Source organism: Actinomyces sp. ZJ308 (assembly GCF_011752065.1).
Classification (GTDB): domain Bacteria; phylum Actinomycetota; class Actinomycetes; order Actinomycetales; family Actinomycetaceae; genus Actinomyces.
Window position 1 is genome coordinate 1 of record NZ_JAAIJY010000044.1, and the last position, 15,738, is coordinate 15,738.

General features: G+C 64.8%; 10 protein-coding genes. All 10 read right to left on the reverse strand.

The window, feature by feature from the left end:
- Window positions 1-734: 734 nt before the first annotated feature.
- Window positions 735-2,807, reverse strand: coding sequence for an MFS transporter (locus tag HCR68_RS13145; RefSeq protein WP_167150205.1), 2,073 nt, complete (start codon window positions 2,805-2,807; stop codon window positions 735-737).
- A 90-nt stretch (window positions 2,808-2,897) separates the two neighbouring features.
- Window positions 2,898-3,875: a hypothetical protein gene (locus HCR68_RS13150; RefSeq protein WP_167150207.1), complete on the reverse strand. Its 978-nt coding sequence runs from the start codon at window positions 3,873-3,875 to the stop codon at window positions 2,898-2,900.
- On the reverse strand, window positions 3,872-5,806 hold the full coding sequence (locus tag HCR68_RS13155; protein ID WP_167150209.1) for a hypothetical protein: 1,935 nt from the start codon (window positions 5,804-5,806) through the stop codon (window positions 3,872-3,874). Before HCR68_RS13155 ends, HCR68_RS13150 begins: the two co-directional genes overlap by 4 nt.
- Before the next feature lie 22 nt (window positions 5,807-5,828).
- The gene (locus tag HCR68_RS13160; RefSeq protein ID WP_243859127.1) at window positions 5,829-6,836 is read right to left on the reverse strand and encodes a hypothetical protein; all 1,008 of its coding nucleotides are present in this window, start codon (window positions 6,834-6,836) and stop codon (window positions 5,829-5,831) included.
- A gap of 281 nt (window positions 6,837-7,117) precedes the next feature.
- Window positions 7,118-9,271, reverse strand: a complete 2,154-nt coding sequence (locus HCR68_RS13165) for a hypothetical protein (protein WP_167150213.1) — start codon at window positions 9,269-9,271, stop codon at window positions 7,118-7,120.
- Window positions 9,272-9,307: 36 nt separating this feature from the next.
- Entirely contained in the window at window positions 9,308-10,555 is a 1,248-nt protein-coding gene (locus HCR68_RS13170; RefSeq protein ID WP_243859128.1) for a hypothetical protein, read from the reverse strand.
- Window positions 10,552-12,303: a hypothetical protein gene (locus tag HCR68_RS13175; protein WP_208320620.1), complete on the reverse strand. Its 1,752-nt coding sequence runs from the start codon at window positions 12,301-12,303 to the stop codon at window positions 10,552-10,554. The genes HCR68_RS13170 and HCR68_RS13175 overlap by 4 nt, the downstream gene beginning before the upstream one ends.
- A gap of 49 nt (window positions 12,304-12,352) precedes the next feature.
- Window positions 12,353-12,748 carry a hypothetical protein gene (locus tag HCR68_RS14020; protein WP_208320619.1) on the reverse strand — a complete coding sequence of 132 codons (396 nt, stop codon included), beginning with the start codon at window positions 12,746-12,748 and terminating at the stop codon, window positions 12,353-12,355.
- A 36-nt stretch (window positions 12,749-12,784) separates the two neighbouring features.
- Entirely contained in the window at window positions 12,785-13,786 is a 1,002-nt protein-coding gene (locus tag HCR68_RS13180; protein WP_167150215.1) for a hypothetical protein, read from the reverse strand.
- Window positions 13,787-13,959: 173 nt separating this feature from the next.
- Window positions 13,960-15,309, reverse strand: coding sequence for a hypothetical protein (locus HCR68_RS13185; RefSeq protein WP_167150217.1), 1,350 nt, complete (start codon window positions 15,307-15,309; stop codon window positions 13,960-13,962).
- Window positions 15,310-15,738: the final 429 nt, after the last annotated feature.

Here is a 15,738-nt window from a genome sequence, read left to right on the forward strand (position 1 = left end):
CCGAGGCGATCGTGCGGTCCTTCTCAATGACCTCACGCACGACCTGGGCCTTGAACTCCTCTGAGTATTTCGCTGCTGGCATGGTCTCCATCCTATCGACTCACGGGAAGAAAAACTCCCCCTGTCCGAGAAACACCACGCACTCCAGACCTCGGCGGTTCGCACAACTTTTCCGGTCTGCGTGTCGAGGATGACGACGTACGTGTGCTGGTTATTCCTCGGTTTCCCTCTTTGCGGCTCATCTGGTTTCAGGACCAGAGACACATAACGGCCGTCCGGGCTGACGATGATATCGCCTGAATGAGATTGACTCAGTGTCGAGTCGTATCCGTCTTCCGAATCCTCTATGCTGTTCAGCATCTGGTGGTTAGCGGCTGATGGTTTGATGGAAATGGCCCACTGGAATTGGTTGGTTGAGGGATCTCGGCTGACGATCCTGGTCGCCTCGGCATCCGATTCATTGGTGGCGGTGCCAGTGCTGCGACTAGTGCTGATGAGGAGCGTTCTTCCTTTGGCCGACAGTATCTCAAGTGATGCATCATCCAGTTCCTGCGGTGAAACGCCTTTCTTGAGGTCCTCCACTGACGGGGCGGCAAGGGAGGTGATGGCTGGCTCTTGCTCGTGTGCGCCTACGTTGCACGAAGCTATCGAGAGGGTCAGGAAAACGGTTGTGGCTACAGCCATTATGCGGACATGCGGAGAGCGATCATAGTGAGCTTGAGTTAATGGGGTTCTCATTTTTGGTCCCCCGTGATCCCGAATATCCGAAATGTGTGCACGCATTGCTCGTTCTGATCGTATCCCTCGACAGCGCAATCGACCTCGCTCGTGGCATCGAATGTGGCGATGACGGCGCCAGGAGTTCTCGTCGCTCTCGGTCGTTTGGTGGAGTCGTATCGAGAGGTGCTCGCCAGTAGGCTGGGCGGAAGGTGCGTGGAGCCGGGTGTAATGGGAATCATGGTTCTGGTAGAGTCTTCACCAGAACGAACCATGATGGCGGCTGACAGTGAGCCATCATCCGCCGGTATGTTGATGATCTCGGCCGGTGAGCCGGCGAAGCCTGGGTACTGAGAGACTGAGGTGACGGTGAGGGTGTATGGGTCGAATACCTTCTCCATACGTGGTTCCCTTGGGGAGTCTTGAGGATCCCTGTCCATTCTGATGGGGACGTAGGTGGTGATGCTTTCAGAGCTCACGGATGCGGCTGTGTTGATCCCAGAAGTGGCCCCTAGTGGGAATGTTTTCGTGTTGGCGCCGTCGACCTTGGCCAGTGCGTCCAGGCTGATCGCCTCGGCCATGGGGTTGCCGGACTGATCGACCTCGCCGGTGTAGCGTGCAGCCCATCCCTTCACGAAAGCGCCAGGTTTGACGAGGTCATTATGGATGTCGAGGTTATCGGGAGGATTTGCAAGCGCATCTTCGACATCCACAGCAGCCGAGAGGTCCTCCTGTGGAGTGACCTGAAGGGTGGTCACTGACTTGTACGAGTGGGGGGAGTCGACCTCGCGTTGCTCGTCACCGTAAATGTGCAGAATGAATGATGCATGACCGGCCGTTCCAGAGTAGTTGGTGCTGTCGTGGTCTGAAATAGTCCAGAGTTTCTTCCCGTCGACAAGTGAGAAGGCGGACTGGTTGTCAAGTATGGCGGAGTCCGTCAACTGAAGGGGGCCAGTGGTACTCATGTTCTCGAAAACAATCTTGCCCGTGAGGGTGTCAAAAACCAAGGTTTTGTTGGCTGATTCTGCGAAATCAGGTAGCAGAATTCTTAGTGCGACGTACTTTCCGTTTGGGCTGGTGATCAGTGGGCTGGTGGTAGAAGGAGGAGTATTGTAATCGTACTTCGCCTGCTTGCGGTTGTAGCTCCACAGGAGGCTGCCGTCCTTGGGGTTCAGTGCCATGACGCCGTCGTCAGTGAGGACGATGGGGCCGCCAGCGCCCGCAACGGTTGTCAACTTGGACGAGGAGATCTCCTTGCTCCAGGCGGCCGTCGGCGCTAGCGACGTGGGAGGCGCCAGCGATGGGTCGGCGGGGGTCTTGGCAATGACATGGTGGACTGGGTTGACAAGTGCCCATGTTCCAGCGAGGGCGGAACCGAGCGTCAGCGCAGGGGCGATGACTATGGCCGTGAGGCAGGCACGCGTACGTCGAGGTACCCGAATGCGCTCGTACTGGGGACGGCCCTTGTCGGTCTTCTCGCCCGTTTTCCACTGGAGGCTGGCCCAGCGGCTCGGGTCGTCGGGATCGCCGATACGTGCTGTGGTGGTCGTGCGCACGAAGTGCAGCAGCGGCCCGACGCTCAGGAAAAGCGCGGCCGCGAGGATCGCCGCCGCCAGGGCCAGGAGGAACAGGACGGAGAATCCGGTGCTCTGGTAGGTCGTCCACCATGCCGTTGTCAGGGATATGGATGCTGCGATGCCCAAAGTCGCCATCGTGGTCGTCATGATCGTCACCCAGATGGGGTGGGGCTTCCCCCTGAAGTTGAGGAACGGCCACAGCACGATTCCTCCGAGAATCATGAAACCGGCCAGCCCCTCAACCTCATCCGGAACGAGATCGCCAACGGCGTTGAGTCGTTGGCGTAGCAAGAACGCAGCCACACCGAGGACTACGGCGGCGATGAGCCCGCCCCAGCGAAGGGCACGCAGTGTCAAGGTGCCGCGTGGTGGGAAGGGCTGGTCGTCGCCGGCGCCGGTTGCGGGGCGTTCGGCGTCGGAGTTGTTCTCGGTGTCGCCTTTGTCGGGTTCCTGGGGCGTGTTGTCACGTGGCTGGTCAGAGTCGACCTGTTCGGCGTCGGGTGCGGACGGCATGAACCTATTGTGGTGAGCCGCCCGTGACTGTGCCTGGTGTTTGTCAGTTTTTCGCCTGCTCGAGCCCGGGGAGAATACCCCATCGTGAGGCTACTGCCCTGGCCGCTGCCAGCCCTTGAATCCGTCAGCGGTGACGCCGTCGATGGTTCCGAGGCTCTGGCCTCGAGTGTCCACGCGGGTGAGCGTCACCGGCTTGTCGTCGTACGGATCAGCGGCCAGTGACTGCGGGGACAGGAGCAGGGCGCCGTCGTCGACCCCGATGAGCCACTGGTCGGAGGAGAAGGAGGTGGGGCCCGCGGCGGTGTCGGTCAGCGAGTAGACGGCGACTTTCCCGTTCCCGTCGCCTGCGGGGTAGTAGTGCTCGGCAGTCTCCACGGCCAGCGCGTCGTTGACGAGCACCTGTCCCAGGATGAGCCCGGAGACCTCCACCGTCCGGACCGTCTCGCCGCTTGCGGCATCGAGGACGACGATGTGGGTGCGTTGCGCGGCGACGTCGAGAGGCCTGCCTCCGTCCTCCGAATCGGAGTTCGGCCTCATCTGCGGCGGGCGGAGCACGAGGGAGAGGTAACGGCCATCGGGGCTGACGACGGCGGATCCGGCCGGCTTCCAGGAGAGCAGATCACTGGCAACCTCCTGGGGAGACGTGTTGTCGCTGTCCTCACCTGTCCGTGCGACGGCGGGCGTGACCTCGCGCGCCCACAGCACCGAGTTGTCCGAGGCGCGGTACCTGGCGACGATGGAGCTGTCCGGCCCCGTCTGGTCCCGCCCGCTGCGTTTCTCCCGCTCCTTCTGCGTCAGCTCCGGGGCGGAGACGTGGATGTAGTCCTCTCCGACGGGCAAGGAGCCCCTGTCAGCACTGGTGGGAGCCTCCGCGGTGCGTTCCGCGACCTGGGAGGCGCTCAGCGCGGTGGTCTCGACCTGCCGGAACTGGGAAGGATCCTGGCTGCAGGCGCCGAGGGCTCCGGCAAGCAGGACCATCACGGCGAGGGCCGAACCGATGGCATGACGACGACGCAGGGCGGTCCGGCGAGGAATGCGGCTGTGGCAGCGGGGCGGTGTCCGGGTCATGATGAGGCTCCTGAGATACCGAAGATGCGGAAGGATTGGGAGCCCTTGTCCGGGCCGGTCATGAGGATGACGAGAGTCGTTCCCGGCGTGCTCAGCGTGGTGAGAATCGGCCTGGATAACTGCGAAGGATCATCACTGGTCCAGAATCCACTCGGGTAATAGGTGGATCCTGCGGGCACGGCCACCGTGGCCGGGGTGCTCTCCCCGCTGCTGACGCTGAGGACGCCCCCGCCACTGGTCTCGTCGCGGGCGAGGCTGGCGGAGAAGAGGACCCCGGCCTCCTGCGCCGAGGTGGAGACGGTGCGTGTCTGGGGGTCGAAGATCGCGGCGATACCTGTGCCGCCCTCAAGGTCCTGGGGAGTGTTCGGCGTTCCGTCGACCGACTCGCCCACCGCTCGCCGAGGCAGGGTCGTCAGTGTGCCGGTGGCGTAGGAGACGATGGCGTTCGCCCCGGAGGTCAGCCCCAGGTCATAGGTGGTGGTGTCGGCGCCGTCGGCGCCGGCCATGGCGTCCAGACTGACGGCCTGCGCCGCCCAGCCCGTGGGGGAGGTGCGCTCGTCGATCGGCGTCGGAGTCTCGTTGAAGGCGGCCACCCACCCGCCGACGACGACCGGCTCGCCTCGACCGTCGGTGAGGATCGGCGCGCTCTGGCGGCGTACGGAGGTGGCGGTGTCCGGCATGAGCGTGTAGGTCCCGTACACGCCGTCCGAGGAAGCCTCTCCGGTGACGCGTCGTGGTGTGCCCCGAAGGATGAAGACGGAGTGGCCGGCGGTTCCCCGGTAGGGTGCGTCATCGCCTGCGTAGGAGACCTCCTCCTCACTGATGGACCACAGTCGGGAGCCGTCGGTGAGCGAGTAGCCGGTCGTGCCGTTGAGCAGGACGGAGTCGGTGAGCTGAAGAGCCCCGTCCTGAGCGAACCCCTCATACGTGATGCGCCCGGTCACCGTGTCCAGGACCACCACCAAGGAGGCGACGCGCATGCCTTCCGGCTCCTCGCCGTCGGTGGCATCCAGAGTCACCGCGAGGTGTCGCCGGTCCGGACTCGGGATGCTCCGGAGGAAGCGAGCGTGCTTGCGCGGATAGGACCAGCGGATCGAGCCGTCGGCCGGATTGAGGCCGACGACGCCGTCACTGCTGAGGACCACCGGTCCTGCCGCGCCGGTCACCACCTCCCCCATGCCGTGGACGTCCCGGGACCAGGCCGCCGTCGAGGCGAAGGACCGGGGCAGTGCCGGAAGATCGGAGGCGTCGAGATCCGCGGCGGTGGATGGAGTGACCCGCCCCCAGACCAGGTGGGGGACGCAGACCGCTGAGCCCAGGACGACCGGCGGGATCAGCACGAGGACAGTCGCGCCGAGGACGGAGCGCCAGGATGGCCTGGGTAGTCGACTCGTGCCGAGACCGCGGATCCTCTCGCGAAGGCGCTGTTTGCCCGGAGGCGGGAAGTAGGTGGCGCGGGTGGCGCGGACCAGGAGATCCGTTGCCGCCAGCAGGCCTAGGCTCAGCACACCGATGGCGAGGACGAGCAGCTGGCCGATACTGACTGAGGTGTGCCGGAGCTGGACGTACCACAGTCGAAGAGTGACGGCGGCGAAGCCACCCGAGAGCGCCAGAAAACACAGCGGCTGGAAGAGCACCGTCTTCTTGACGAGCGCTCGCGGGGAGGTGGGGTAGCTCTTCAGCGGTATGCGCACGAGCTCCTTCCACTTGAAGTAGCCGGCCACCCACATGAGCAGGGCGAGGCCTCCCAGGAATCCGCCGATCGCCTTCATCGCCTGCCCGGGATCCAACAGCTCGCTCTGGCGGACGAAGAGCACGGCCAGGGCGCCTACCGCCAGCACCAGGCCGAGGCGGAGGGCTCGCAGAGCGCGCAGGATCCTCCGCGCGCCTCGTCGGGCCGGCGGGGGCGAGTCGTTCTGCTGATCGCTCATGGGTGCTGCGCTCCTTGGCTGCCTACTTGTCGGTGAACTGCTCGAGGTCCTCGGTGTGGGGGTGGCCGTCGTCGTCGGCGCTGAGCCAGAAGCGCGGGGTGGACGCGTTCTTGTATCCCTTGTCATCGACGGTCGTCTCGCTGATGAGCAGGCCCGGTCCGCTGGGAACACGCGTTGGGGTGGCCCTTGCTCCCGTGAGGTCGTGCGTCGCTCCGGAGTTCAGATCGACGATCTCGGTGGACAGGGCGTTCCAGACGGCGCGCGTCTGGTCGTCGTCCTTTCCGCCGATGGTCGGGGCCAGGGCGGCTGCGGCGGCGGGGTCGTGGAAGCGTTCGAGCCATCCGCCGGGGTAGATCCGGTTAACGCCGGTGACGGTGCCTCGCACCTTCCCGTCCGTGCCCATCTGGGTCACGGTGAACGGGCGGAACGACGGGGTGATCCCGTCGCTTCCGGCGCTTGGTGACTGCGGGGACAGCAGGAGTGAGTCGCGGGAGGACCCGACGAGCCAGTGGTCGGTGGGGATGGTCGATGGCGTCGCCGTGAGGTTGCTCAGCGGGAAGACGGAGATGACGCCCTGGCCATCGGCTCCCGGGTAGTAGTTCCGGGCGGTCTGGATTGCCAGGCTGTCATTGGTGAGGACCCGCCCCAGGATCAGCCCGGAGACCTCTACCGATCCTTCGATCTTCCCTGTCTCGGCACTGAGGACGACGACGTAGGTGCGCTGGGCCGAGAAGTCGTCGTCGTGAGCTGTCCGGTGCGGTTGGAGAATGAGCGAGATGTGCTGCCCGTCGGGACTGACGACGCCCACGCCGGAGGACTTCTGATCGAGAAGACGGAACGCGCTCTTTTGAGTGGTTGCCCAGTCATCACTGCTGTACCGGTACTCGTGATCGAATACCGCGGGTTCGATGCGGCTTGCCCACTGCATGCCCTTGATATCCGGTTTGTACCCCGTGCTGCCCGGTTTGTAGCTGGTGACGACTCCTGAGCGCTCCGACTTGACATCGGATGAGACCTGCGAGTTGTCCACCCTGACGGTCCCATAGCGGGTAGGTAGGTCGCCAACATCGATGATATCGAAGTGGTTCCGCTCGGACTCCACCTCGTGAGGGCTGAGTGGCGTGACAGAGAGCCCCGCCGACGGCGTGGTCGCGGCAGGCTTTGGGGCTGAGGATCCGCAGGCGGATAGCGGGAGTGAGACGAGGAGCGCTGCCACCAGGGATCGAGTGGCACGACTTGCCGCCGAACCGGTGCGGTGATGGGGCTTCCCGGGAATTGCGGCGTGCTTTTTCGTGTGCTTCGTGCGGTGTATCATCGCGCTTCTCCTCCTACTGCGTAGATGCGAGAGGTGCCGGAGAACCGAGTTCCTGTCTGAAGCATGATGATGGTGGCGCCGGGAGTGGCGACAGCGGTGACGAGATTGTCATCATGCTTGCCGTCTGCGAGCGCCAGGTCCTTGAGCTGAGGGTTGTAGAGCCTGTCTCCCGGTGGCGAGAACGTTGTCCCCGGCGCCAGGGGGATTGACGCGCCGGGCGAGCCGTCCCCGGGTTTGACGGTGAGCCGGCCCTCGATCGTCTCACCGGAGGTCACCTGGGTGACGCCGACGGAGGCGGCGGCGAGTCCCGGTGTCTGTGCCGCCGTCGTCACGGTGAGCGTCCGAGGATTGAAGACGCTGCCCACGGTTCCGGAGGACTCCCACAGGGGAAGAGGCGATGGGGAGGAATTCGGCGGTTCTTCCGCGGGCAGGGGCGGGAAGGTCACGAGGGTTCCCGACTGCCGTGAGGCGGTCTCATTGACCTCGGAGGTCATGCCGAGCTCGTAGGCCCGAGTATCTGCTCCGGGGATGCCGGCGAGTCCATCGAGATTGACCGCCTGGACCTCTGTATCTCGTCGCTTCTCTTTGAGCCATGAGGGCTTGACCTGTTTTCCGCCTGGCTTGTCGACGACGACCCAGCCGTCGATCACGACGGGACCGGGGTTTGTGGCACTGCTGGAGGCGGTGCTGGATGACCACGGGGTCAGCGTAGGAAGCCCATGCGTTGTGGTGGGATCGTTCTGTGGGGCGAGAACATCACGCTTCTCGGAGGGAAGCGTGAGGATGAAGGTTGAGTGGCCGGCCGTGCCGGAGTATCCGGCCTGCGCGGCGTTGGAGCCCGATGCGCCGTTGATGGTCAGCTCGCGAAGATCCCACATCTTCGAGCGGTCGGTCAGCGAGTAGGCGGTGGTGCCGTAGAGGACCGCCGAGTCCGTCAGCTGGAGGGGACTGTCTCCGCGCCAGTCGAAGATCGTGGCGCCAGTGATCGTATCGAGGACGACGGTGGCGAAGGCCGGCATCGAGGTCTCCAGCCTTCCGTCCGTATCGGTCAGTGACGCGTAGACGTCCGGCTCGGTGAATCTCATCGCCATGTAGCGGCCATCGGGGCTGTGTATGACGCCTCCCGCTGCCGAGCCCTCGTGCTGGTAGCTCCACAGGGTCGAGCCCTTGCGCTGGTAGCTCCACAGGGTTGCGCCATCGCGAGGGTTGAGCCCGATGGCCCCGTCCTGTGTGAGGATGACGGGGCCGGCGGCGCCTGCGGTGACGTTCTGTTCCGGAGGCAGGTTCTTGGTCCACATGGCCTGCGAGGTGAAACCGGAGGGATACTCCGGCAGCTGGTCGGCATTCACGGACGGGCCCGTGGTCTGCGCGATGACGGGCCGACGGGATGCCGACGGATGACCGATGTAGGGCACGGTGAAGGACGCGACCAGCGCCATCACGGGAACCAGGGCGAGCAGGGCGCGGGGACCGCGGGCTCGCGCGGTCGAGCGCCAGGGCTGTGTGCGCAGCTCATCGCGGAGATCGAGCAGTCGCGAGGAGATCGGGTCGGAGCCGTAGAGCGACTGCCTGGCGTAGGGCTCGAATGTCGCTCGGGCGGCCCGCAGGAGAACGTCCGTCGACAGTAGGAGACCGAAGGTCGCGATCCCAGCGGAGTAGGCCAGGGCCTCCCCCAGGTTGACCGTGTAGGTCGAGAACACGGTTCTCCAGAGCCTGATGACCGAGGTCGTGGTGTACCCGGCGGAGACCAGGACCAGCGCTGCGGGCAGGAGCATGAGTGAGGACCGGATGGCGGCCAGGAGCCTGCTGCGCGAGTCGGGACGGTCATGGCGTGGCTCGGGCCAGAGAACGACACCGCAGGCCCAGAGGAACACGGTCAGTGCCATGCCCTTCCAGGACAGCGAGAGGAGACTGCCCGCCACCTTGGTGATCCCGCTTCTGCAGGTGAAGTAGAGGATGGTCGCTGCGATGAGGGCGAGGAGGCAGCCGAAGCGCAGTGAGCGCAGTGCCGCGATGATGCGCCGGTGCCGCTGCCTGCGGTTCTCGAGGGCGACGTCGTGCTGGGAGCTGGGCTCGGGAGAGTCGGCGGTGCTGGCTGCGGTGTCGTCGGAGGTGACGTCGGCCGTGTTGTCGTTGGGAGTGGGTGGCATAGCGGGTTGTCTTTCCTCGGGAGGGGAGGTGGGGTGCTACTTGTTGGTGAACTGCTCGAGGTTCTCGGTGTGGGGGTGGCCATCGTCGGCGGCGCTGAGCCAGAAGACTGGGGTGGAGACGGAATTGCCGTTCTCGTCGGTGGTCGTCTGGCTGATGAGCAGGCCGGGGCCGCTCTCCACCTCCACCTGACTCACGTTCGCCCCAGTGACGTCCACACTGCTACCTGTGGAGACATTGAGGACCTGCCGCGTCAGGCTCTGCTGAGCGGCGTTGATCGAGGCATCCTTCTCCTTGTTCTTATCCGCCGTCTGGTTGGCCAGAGCGTTGGCCGCCGCCGGGTCGCTGACCCGCGTGACCCAGCCGCCGGGGTGTACGGTTTCGACTCCGTCAATGGTTCTGCGGACCTTCCCGGAGGTATCCACCTGGGTAACCGTCGATGGGCCGGAGGCGCTTTCGGGTCCATACGGGTAGGGCGGCTGCGGCGAGAGCAGCAGCGAGTCAGTCCCGGCCCCCGCAAGCCACTGATCGGTGTCGAAGTTCGCAGAGGTGGCAGACGGATTATCCAGCGGGAAGACGTGGATCCGGCCCTGCCCGGTGCCTCCGGGGAAGTAGTCGTAGGCCGTCTCGACGGCCAGAGCGTTATTTGTCAGACCCTGTCCCAGGATCACTCCGTTGAGCTCCTCGGTACGCACCACCGTGCCGCTGGTGGCGTCGAGGACGACGACGTAGGAGTACTGCTCGGCCAGTCGGCCATTGAGGTCTCCCTTGTGCGGTGTGAGGATGAGGGAGATACGGCGCCCGTTGGGGCTGACGAGGATCTGTCCGCTGGCGTGGGACTGCAACAGGCTTGTGAGGTTCCTCTGCGGGGTCTCCGACTCGCTCAGAGCACTGAGGGAGGCACTCGCTGGAGTGATCGTCACTGCCCACTTCAAGCCGTCATCTGATCGGTTCCGGCTGACGAGGGTGGTTCCCGAGGGCTTGAGGTGGTTCTCCTCCCAGTTGATGAGCACCGTGATGGTGCTGTTCTCGGCGGGAAGAGAGGTGAACTCGACGTCCGCGCCCGTGTTGCCGGCATCCTCGATGCGCGCGACCTGCTCGGCGGTGAGCTCGGTGGTCTTGACGGTGACCTTCTCCGTGGCCCGGTCCGAGGCTAAGGTCTGCTGACCGCCACAGGCGCTCAACGGCAGGGTCAGCACAGCTGCGGCAAGGAGCAGTCGGGCGTAGTAACGACGTCGACGGCGCGCAGACGTGCATTGGGGGTCTCGAGTGGCTCGCTGACTCATGACGAGGCTCCTACCAGTCCGTAGAGACGAAGGCGTGTGCCGGTGGTCCAGCTCTCGTTGGTGGGGCGTAGCAGCACGACGGTGACCCCTGGCGTGCTGAGCGCGCTGATGTCCTTGCCCTGGTTGATCGTTGACTGCCCCGACCCGTCCACGGGGAAGTCGAAGAGTCCGGGGTTGTGGCCGCTTGCTCCTGGGACGAAGGAGACCGTGCCGTTCTCCAACGGGATGGAAGTGGTGTTCGACTTGTCTCCCGACTGAAGGCTGATACGTCCCTGTCCGTCGTCGGCCCGGGTGATCCCGACCGCGGTGACGAGCCCAGGGTCCTGGGAGGCTGGCAGTACGGCACGTGTCCGGGGGTTGAAGGTGGTGGCGACCAAGGACTGATCCGTCCATAAGTTTGGGATGAGTCTGTTCTCCGGCGTGCTGGAAACGGGAGCAGTGGCGGGCAGGACGGCCAGCCTCCCGGAGAGCCGCGACGTCATCGGGGCGATGCCGAGGGTCTGGCCCAGGTCGTAGGTGCGGGTGTCGGCGCCGGGCACCTTCGCCAGGGCGTCGAGGGAGACGGCCTGGGCACTGTGAGCCTTCATGTAGCTCGATTCGGCAGAGGAGAGCTCGTCCTGGTCCATGTCTGTGTAGGTGATGGTCCAGCCGTCGACGACCAGCGGGCTCCCGTGGGCGAAGGCGGTCGGGATGGCGAGGCTGACGTCACGGGGGTTGGTGTCCGGTACGAGAGTTATGCGGCCGGTTCCGTTACGTTCACCTGTGCCAATCGTGTCGATGAACATGAGACTGGCGTGCCCGCCAGTGCCCGTGTACGGAGAGCGGTCCGAAGAGGTAGCCGGGGAGAAATCGGCCTCGACGTCGCTCAGCTTCCACAGGACGGAGTCGTCGGCCAATGAGTAGACGGTACTGCCGGCCAGGAGGACGGAGTCGGTGAGCTGGACGGCGACACCGTCGTTGAAGTGCACGTTGGTGACGCGCCCGGTCACGGTGTCCAGGACGATGGTGAGGGCCGGCTCAAGACCGAGATCGTTGTCGGAGTTCTTCTCCGAGGAATCCAGCTCCCCGAGCGTCACGGCGACGTGACGCCTGTCCGGGCTAGTGATGAGGTAGGGCGGTTCTCCCCGGACGCCGTCCAGAGCAACCCCGTGCTGGGCGAACTTCTTGCCCTGGCGGTCGTACTCCCAACGGATTCTGCCGGTGGAGGGGTCCAGACTGAGAAGGCTGTCATCGGTCAGCACGAGAGGACCAGCGGCTCCCGCAGTGACGTCCAGCACGGAGTGGATGTCGTGGGTCCAGGTCGCCTCAGATGGGAGGGAAACCGGGTAGCTCGGCAGGACGGCAGGGGCGGCGACGGGATAGGGCTCCGACCGGTCCCAGTCGTAGGCGAGATAGGCGCTGCCGCTGAGGACGAGGGAGGGGGTCACCAGGACGGTGATCAGAGCGAGACGTGAGCCCCAGGATCCAGCGCTCCGGAAGCGGGGCGGCAAGAGGCGTGAGAGGCCGTCGGCCCTATGCCGTGGAGGGTGTGTGGAGGTCTGCGCGACGTCGGGGAAGAACGATCGGGTGACGCGCTGGAGAAGGTCGAAGGCGAAGAAGGCGCCCAGCCCCAGGGCCGCCATCGCGAAGGTGAGCAACTCACCGGCGCTGGCGTCCAGCCTCGTGAAGGTGGCGTACCACAGGCCCAGTGCGCCTTTGGCGCTGAACAGGCCTAAGGCGACCACCCCGGCAACGGGTACGAGCCGCATGATGATGCGTCGGCAGGCCCTCGCCCGATGCTGCCAGTCGACCCAGTACTCAGCAGGTTCCCCCCCAGGCGAGAATACCGATTCCCCATAGGACGACGGCGGGAACGAGCGGCGTGAGGCCGAGTTTGAGGAACACCCACCGCATCGTCAGATCAGTGCGCCACGCCAGGTAGAGGCCGACCGCCACGACGACGGCGAGCAGCGAACCGGCTCTCAGCGCCCAGAAGAAACCCTCAAGGCGCCGCGACCAGACCCGTCGGCGCTCCATGGGCATGCGGGGGTGCCGACGTCGAGCGAGCGCCGTCTCGGAGGCGGAGGTGGCGTCATCGGTGGAGCATTCCGATGAGTTCGGGGACTGCTCGGATGCAGCGGACATCACGTCGGCAGAGTCGGGGGTGCTGTCGGACGTGTGGTCGTCTGCGCTGACGTCGGGAGTGGGTGGCATAGCGGGTTGTCTTTCCTCGGGAGGGGAGGTGGGGTGCTACTTGTTGCTGAACTGTTCGAGGTTCTCGGTGTGGGGGTGGCCGTCGTCGGCGGCGCTGAGCCAGAAGACTGGGGTGGAGACGGAATTGCCGTTCTCGTCGGTGCTCGTCTGGCTGATGAGCAGGCCCGGACCAGTGGGTACCCCTCTTTCGTCAGCGCTACCGCCGCTGATATCAACGACGGCTCCGGTGTCCACCCCGACCACCTCTGTACCCGCCGGTGCAGAATAGGCCCTTGCCTCGCCGTCAGGAATGGAGTCCTTGTGCCTCTGGACCCAGCCGCCGCGGTAGACCCTGTCGGCATGCGTGATGGTGCCCAACGCCGTGCCGTCTGTCCCCATGCGGGTCAGAATGAAGGGGCCGCAGGGGTTGTCACACATCTCGAAATACAGTGGTTGCGGTGACAGGAGCAGCGAGCGTTGGCCGGCTCCCACGAGCCACTGGTCGGTGGCGATCGTCGTGGGGGAGGAGGGGTCGTTGAGTGGAAGGGTGGTGATGGTTCCCTTTCCTGCTCCTGCGGGAAAGTAGGCCTCGGCGGTCTCGACGGCGAGATGGTCATTGGTGAGAGCCTGAGCCAGGATGAATCCGGAGACCTCTCGGGTGAGAACGGTTTTCCCCGTCTTGGCGTCAAGGACGATGACGTAACCGCGGCGCTGGCGTGCTGCATCCGCACGGCGTGACCGATCCAGTGGCTCTGACTCGCTCTGCTGCTTCGGTTCCACCTGCATCGCGATGGAGACGTAGTCTCCGTTCGGGCTTACGACGAGTGCACCGGCAGTCGTCGAGCTCAGTCGATCAATAAGGCCGCGTTCTGAAAAGTCGGCCCAGGAGATATCGCTGTTGGGAGAGTGGGACAAGGTGATGTCGATAGCCCACTGAGGTGCATCGGTCCTGGGCGTGCTGCTTGCGACCGTCAGGGTGTTGTTGCGGAGTTCTGTTGAGATAAAACTTCCGCCGTTGGTGGGGGTGGATACTGACAGTAATTCGTCAGTGTTCTGCATGGTCCGTGAGGTGATGGTGAGGGATTCGCGAGGGCTGGTCTCGCTCCTCGTACCGCACGACGTTGCGGAAAGTGCGAGTGTCAACACAATGGCGCAGCATAAGCCTTTGTGGCGGTTGAGCGCAGCCAAGAATCGGCCCCGGAGAATGGCTGTGCGGTGTGTGAAATCGTGCATCAGTGTCCCCCTGTGATGCCGAGGATTCTGTAATACTTTGCCCGTCCGTCCCGAGGAGGAGCGGTGTTGAGAATGATGAGGGTGGCCCCCGGAGCATTCACCGCCGACAGAGCGGTGTCCTTACTGTGAGCGACTGCCAGGTCGTTGAGCTGAGCGTTGGAGTACTCGCTGATCCCTGGTGAGTAGAAAGTCGTCCCAGGGGCGATGGGCAGGGAGGCCGTGCGGCCGTCGGGGGTCCGGGCGGTGATCTGCCCTCCGGGGTTCTCCTCCATGGCGGGGGAGGTGATACCGACGGCGATCCCCGCGATTCCAGTGGCTTCCTGCGCGGGTGCCACGGTCTTGCTGCGAGGATCGAAGACTTGTCCGACCGACGGGATCCCGTCCCAACGGGAATCGAACTCCGGGAAGCGGTTACCCTCGTCGGTCGGTGCGCTCGATGGCAGCATTGCCAGTGTTCCTGAGGCTCGTGAAGCGATGGCGTTGACTCCCAGCGTGGTTCCCAGGTCATAGCTCTGGGTCTCTGATCCGGGGACACCGGCCAGACCGTCAAGGTTCACGGCATGGGCTTGTCCGGCCTCGGTCTTAGTTGTGGCCTTCGGCCACGTGTTGTCATCGAAGTAGGCGACCCAACCGTCGGCGACTTCCACGCGACCGAACTGATCGCAGAGCAGATTCGGTACCGGCCTGGTCTTGGAGGGGTGCGCCTGTGGGGCAAGGGACAGATTCCCCTGACCGTCGGTATCAATGAGGAAGGAGGAATGGCCGGCAGTCCCAATATGAGCCTCCGAGCCAAGGCTTGGCGTAGGAAATCCTAGCTGCTGGAAGTCCCAGAGCTTGGCGTCGTTGGCCAGTGAGTAGGCGGTTGTGTCATCGAGCAGGGCGCTGTCCGTGAGCTGAAGCGCTCCGCCGGCGCTGAGATGCTCGTTCGTGACCTTTCCGGTGACGGCGTCGACGACCAGGGAGATATACGGTTGTGAGCGATTCCGGTCCCGATCGGAATAACTCGATTGTTCGCCATTGATGGCGGTTCCGGGGCCGAGCACTCGCAAGGCGACATGTCGCCTGTCGGGGCTGGTGATGAGGTGCCTGTCGAGGGTTGTGTCCACGACGCTGTTCCTGCCCAGCTCGTCGTAGATCGCGCCGTCGCGGTGATAGGACCAGCGGACGGAACCGTCGTTCGGGTCAAGACCCATGAGGCCACTGGTGGTCAGAACGACGGGCCCGGCCGCACCTCCGACGACGTCGAGCAGTCCGTCAATGTCCTTGCTCCAGCTCGTCTGGGAGCCGAGCGAACTGGGAGACGACGGCAGCTCGGAGCCACTGAGCGGGGCTGCAACGTTCTGGCGCACCGGGGCGCTCCAGGCGTAGCGCGGGACCGCTGTGGCGCCCGCAAGAACAACGGACGGAAGAAGGACAAGGGCGGCTGTCGCCGCGATGCCGCGCCGGCTGAGCACCACCGGCCGCAGAGTCGGGAACCATCGGTGCCGGCCGCGGCCTCGCCTGGCCGGAGACGATGGGGAAGGAAGAGTGGCGCGGAGCCCACGCAGAACACCGTCGGTTAGCGCCAGTAATCCGGCGGCGACCAGCCCTGCGGCGACGGCCAGCAGCTCACCGACGTTGAATCCGGCACCGAGAACATCACGCCACAGCTTGTCAAGCCCCGGGTTTTGTGGAGGCTGGTTTAGCTGGATGTGGTGGTGGCTGGTTGTAGTTGTTCCTGGCGGTGGGTGTCGGGGGCCCAGGCGGCTTCGTGCTCGGCGGGGGTGCGCATGCCGATG

Coding starts and splice junctions, on each gene's coding strand:
- HCR68_RS13180 (WP_167150215.1), bottom strand. CDS start 13,786: ATGCAGAACACTGACGAATTACTGTCAGTATCCACCCCCACCAACGGC.
- HCR68_RS13155 (WP_167150209.1), bottom strand. CDS start 5,806: ATGAGCGATCAGCAGAACGACTCGCCCCCGCCGGCCCGACGAGGCGCG.
- HCR68_RS13150 (WP_167150207.1), bottom strand. CDS start 3,875: ATGACCCGGACACCGCCCCGCTGCCACAGCCGCATTCCTCGCCGGACC.
- HCR68_RS13165 (WP_167150213.1), bottom strand. CDS start 9,271: ATGCCACCCACTCCCAACGACAACACGGCCGACGTCACCTCCGACGAC.
- HCR68_RS13170 (WP_243859128.1), bottom strand. CDS start 10,555: ATGAGTCAGCGAGCCACTCGAGACCCCCAATGCACGTCTGCGCGCCGT.
- HCR68_RS13145 (WP_167150205.1), bottom strand. CDS start 2,807: ATGCCGTCCGCACCCGACGCCGAACAGGTCGACTCTGACCAGCCACGT.
- HCR68_RS13175 (WP_208320620.1), bottom strand. CDS start 12,303: ATGCGGCTCGTACCCGTTGCCGGGGTGGTCGCCTTAGGCCTGTTCAGC.
- HCR68_RS14020 (WP_208320619.1), bottom strand. CDS start 12,748: ATGCCACCCACTCCCGACGTCAGCGCAGACGACCACACGTCCGACAGC.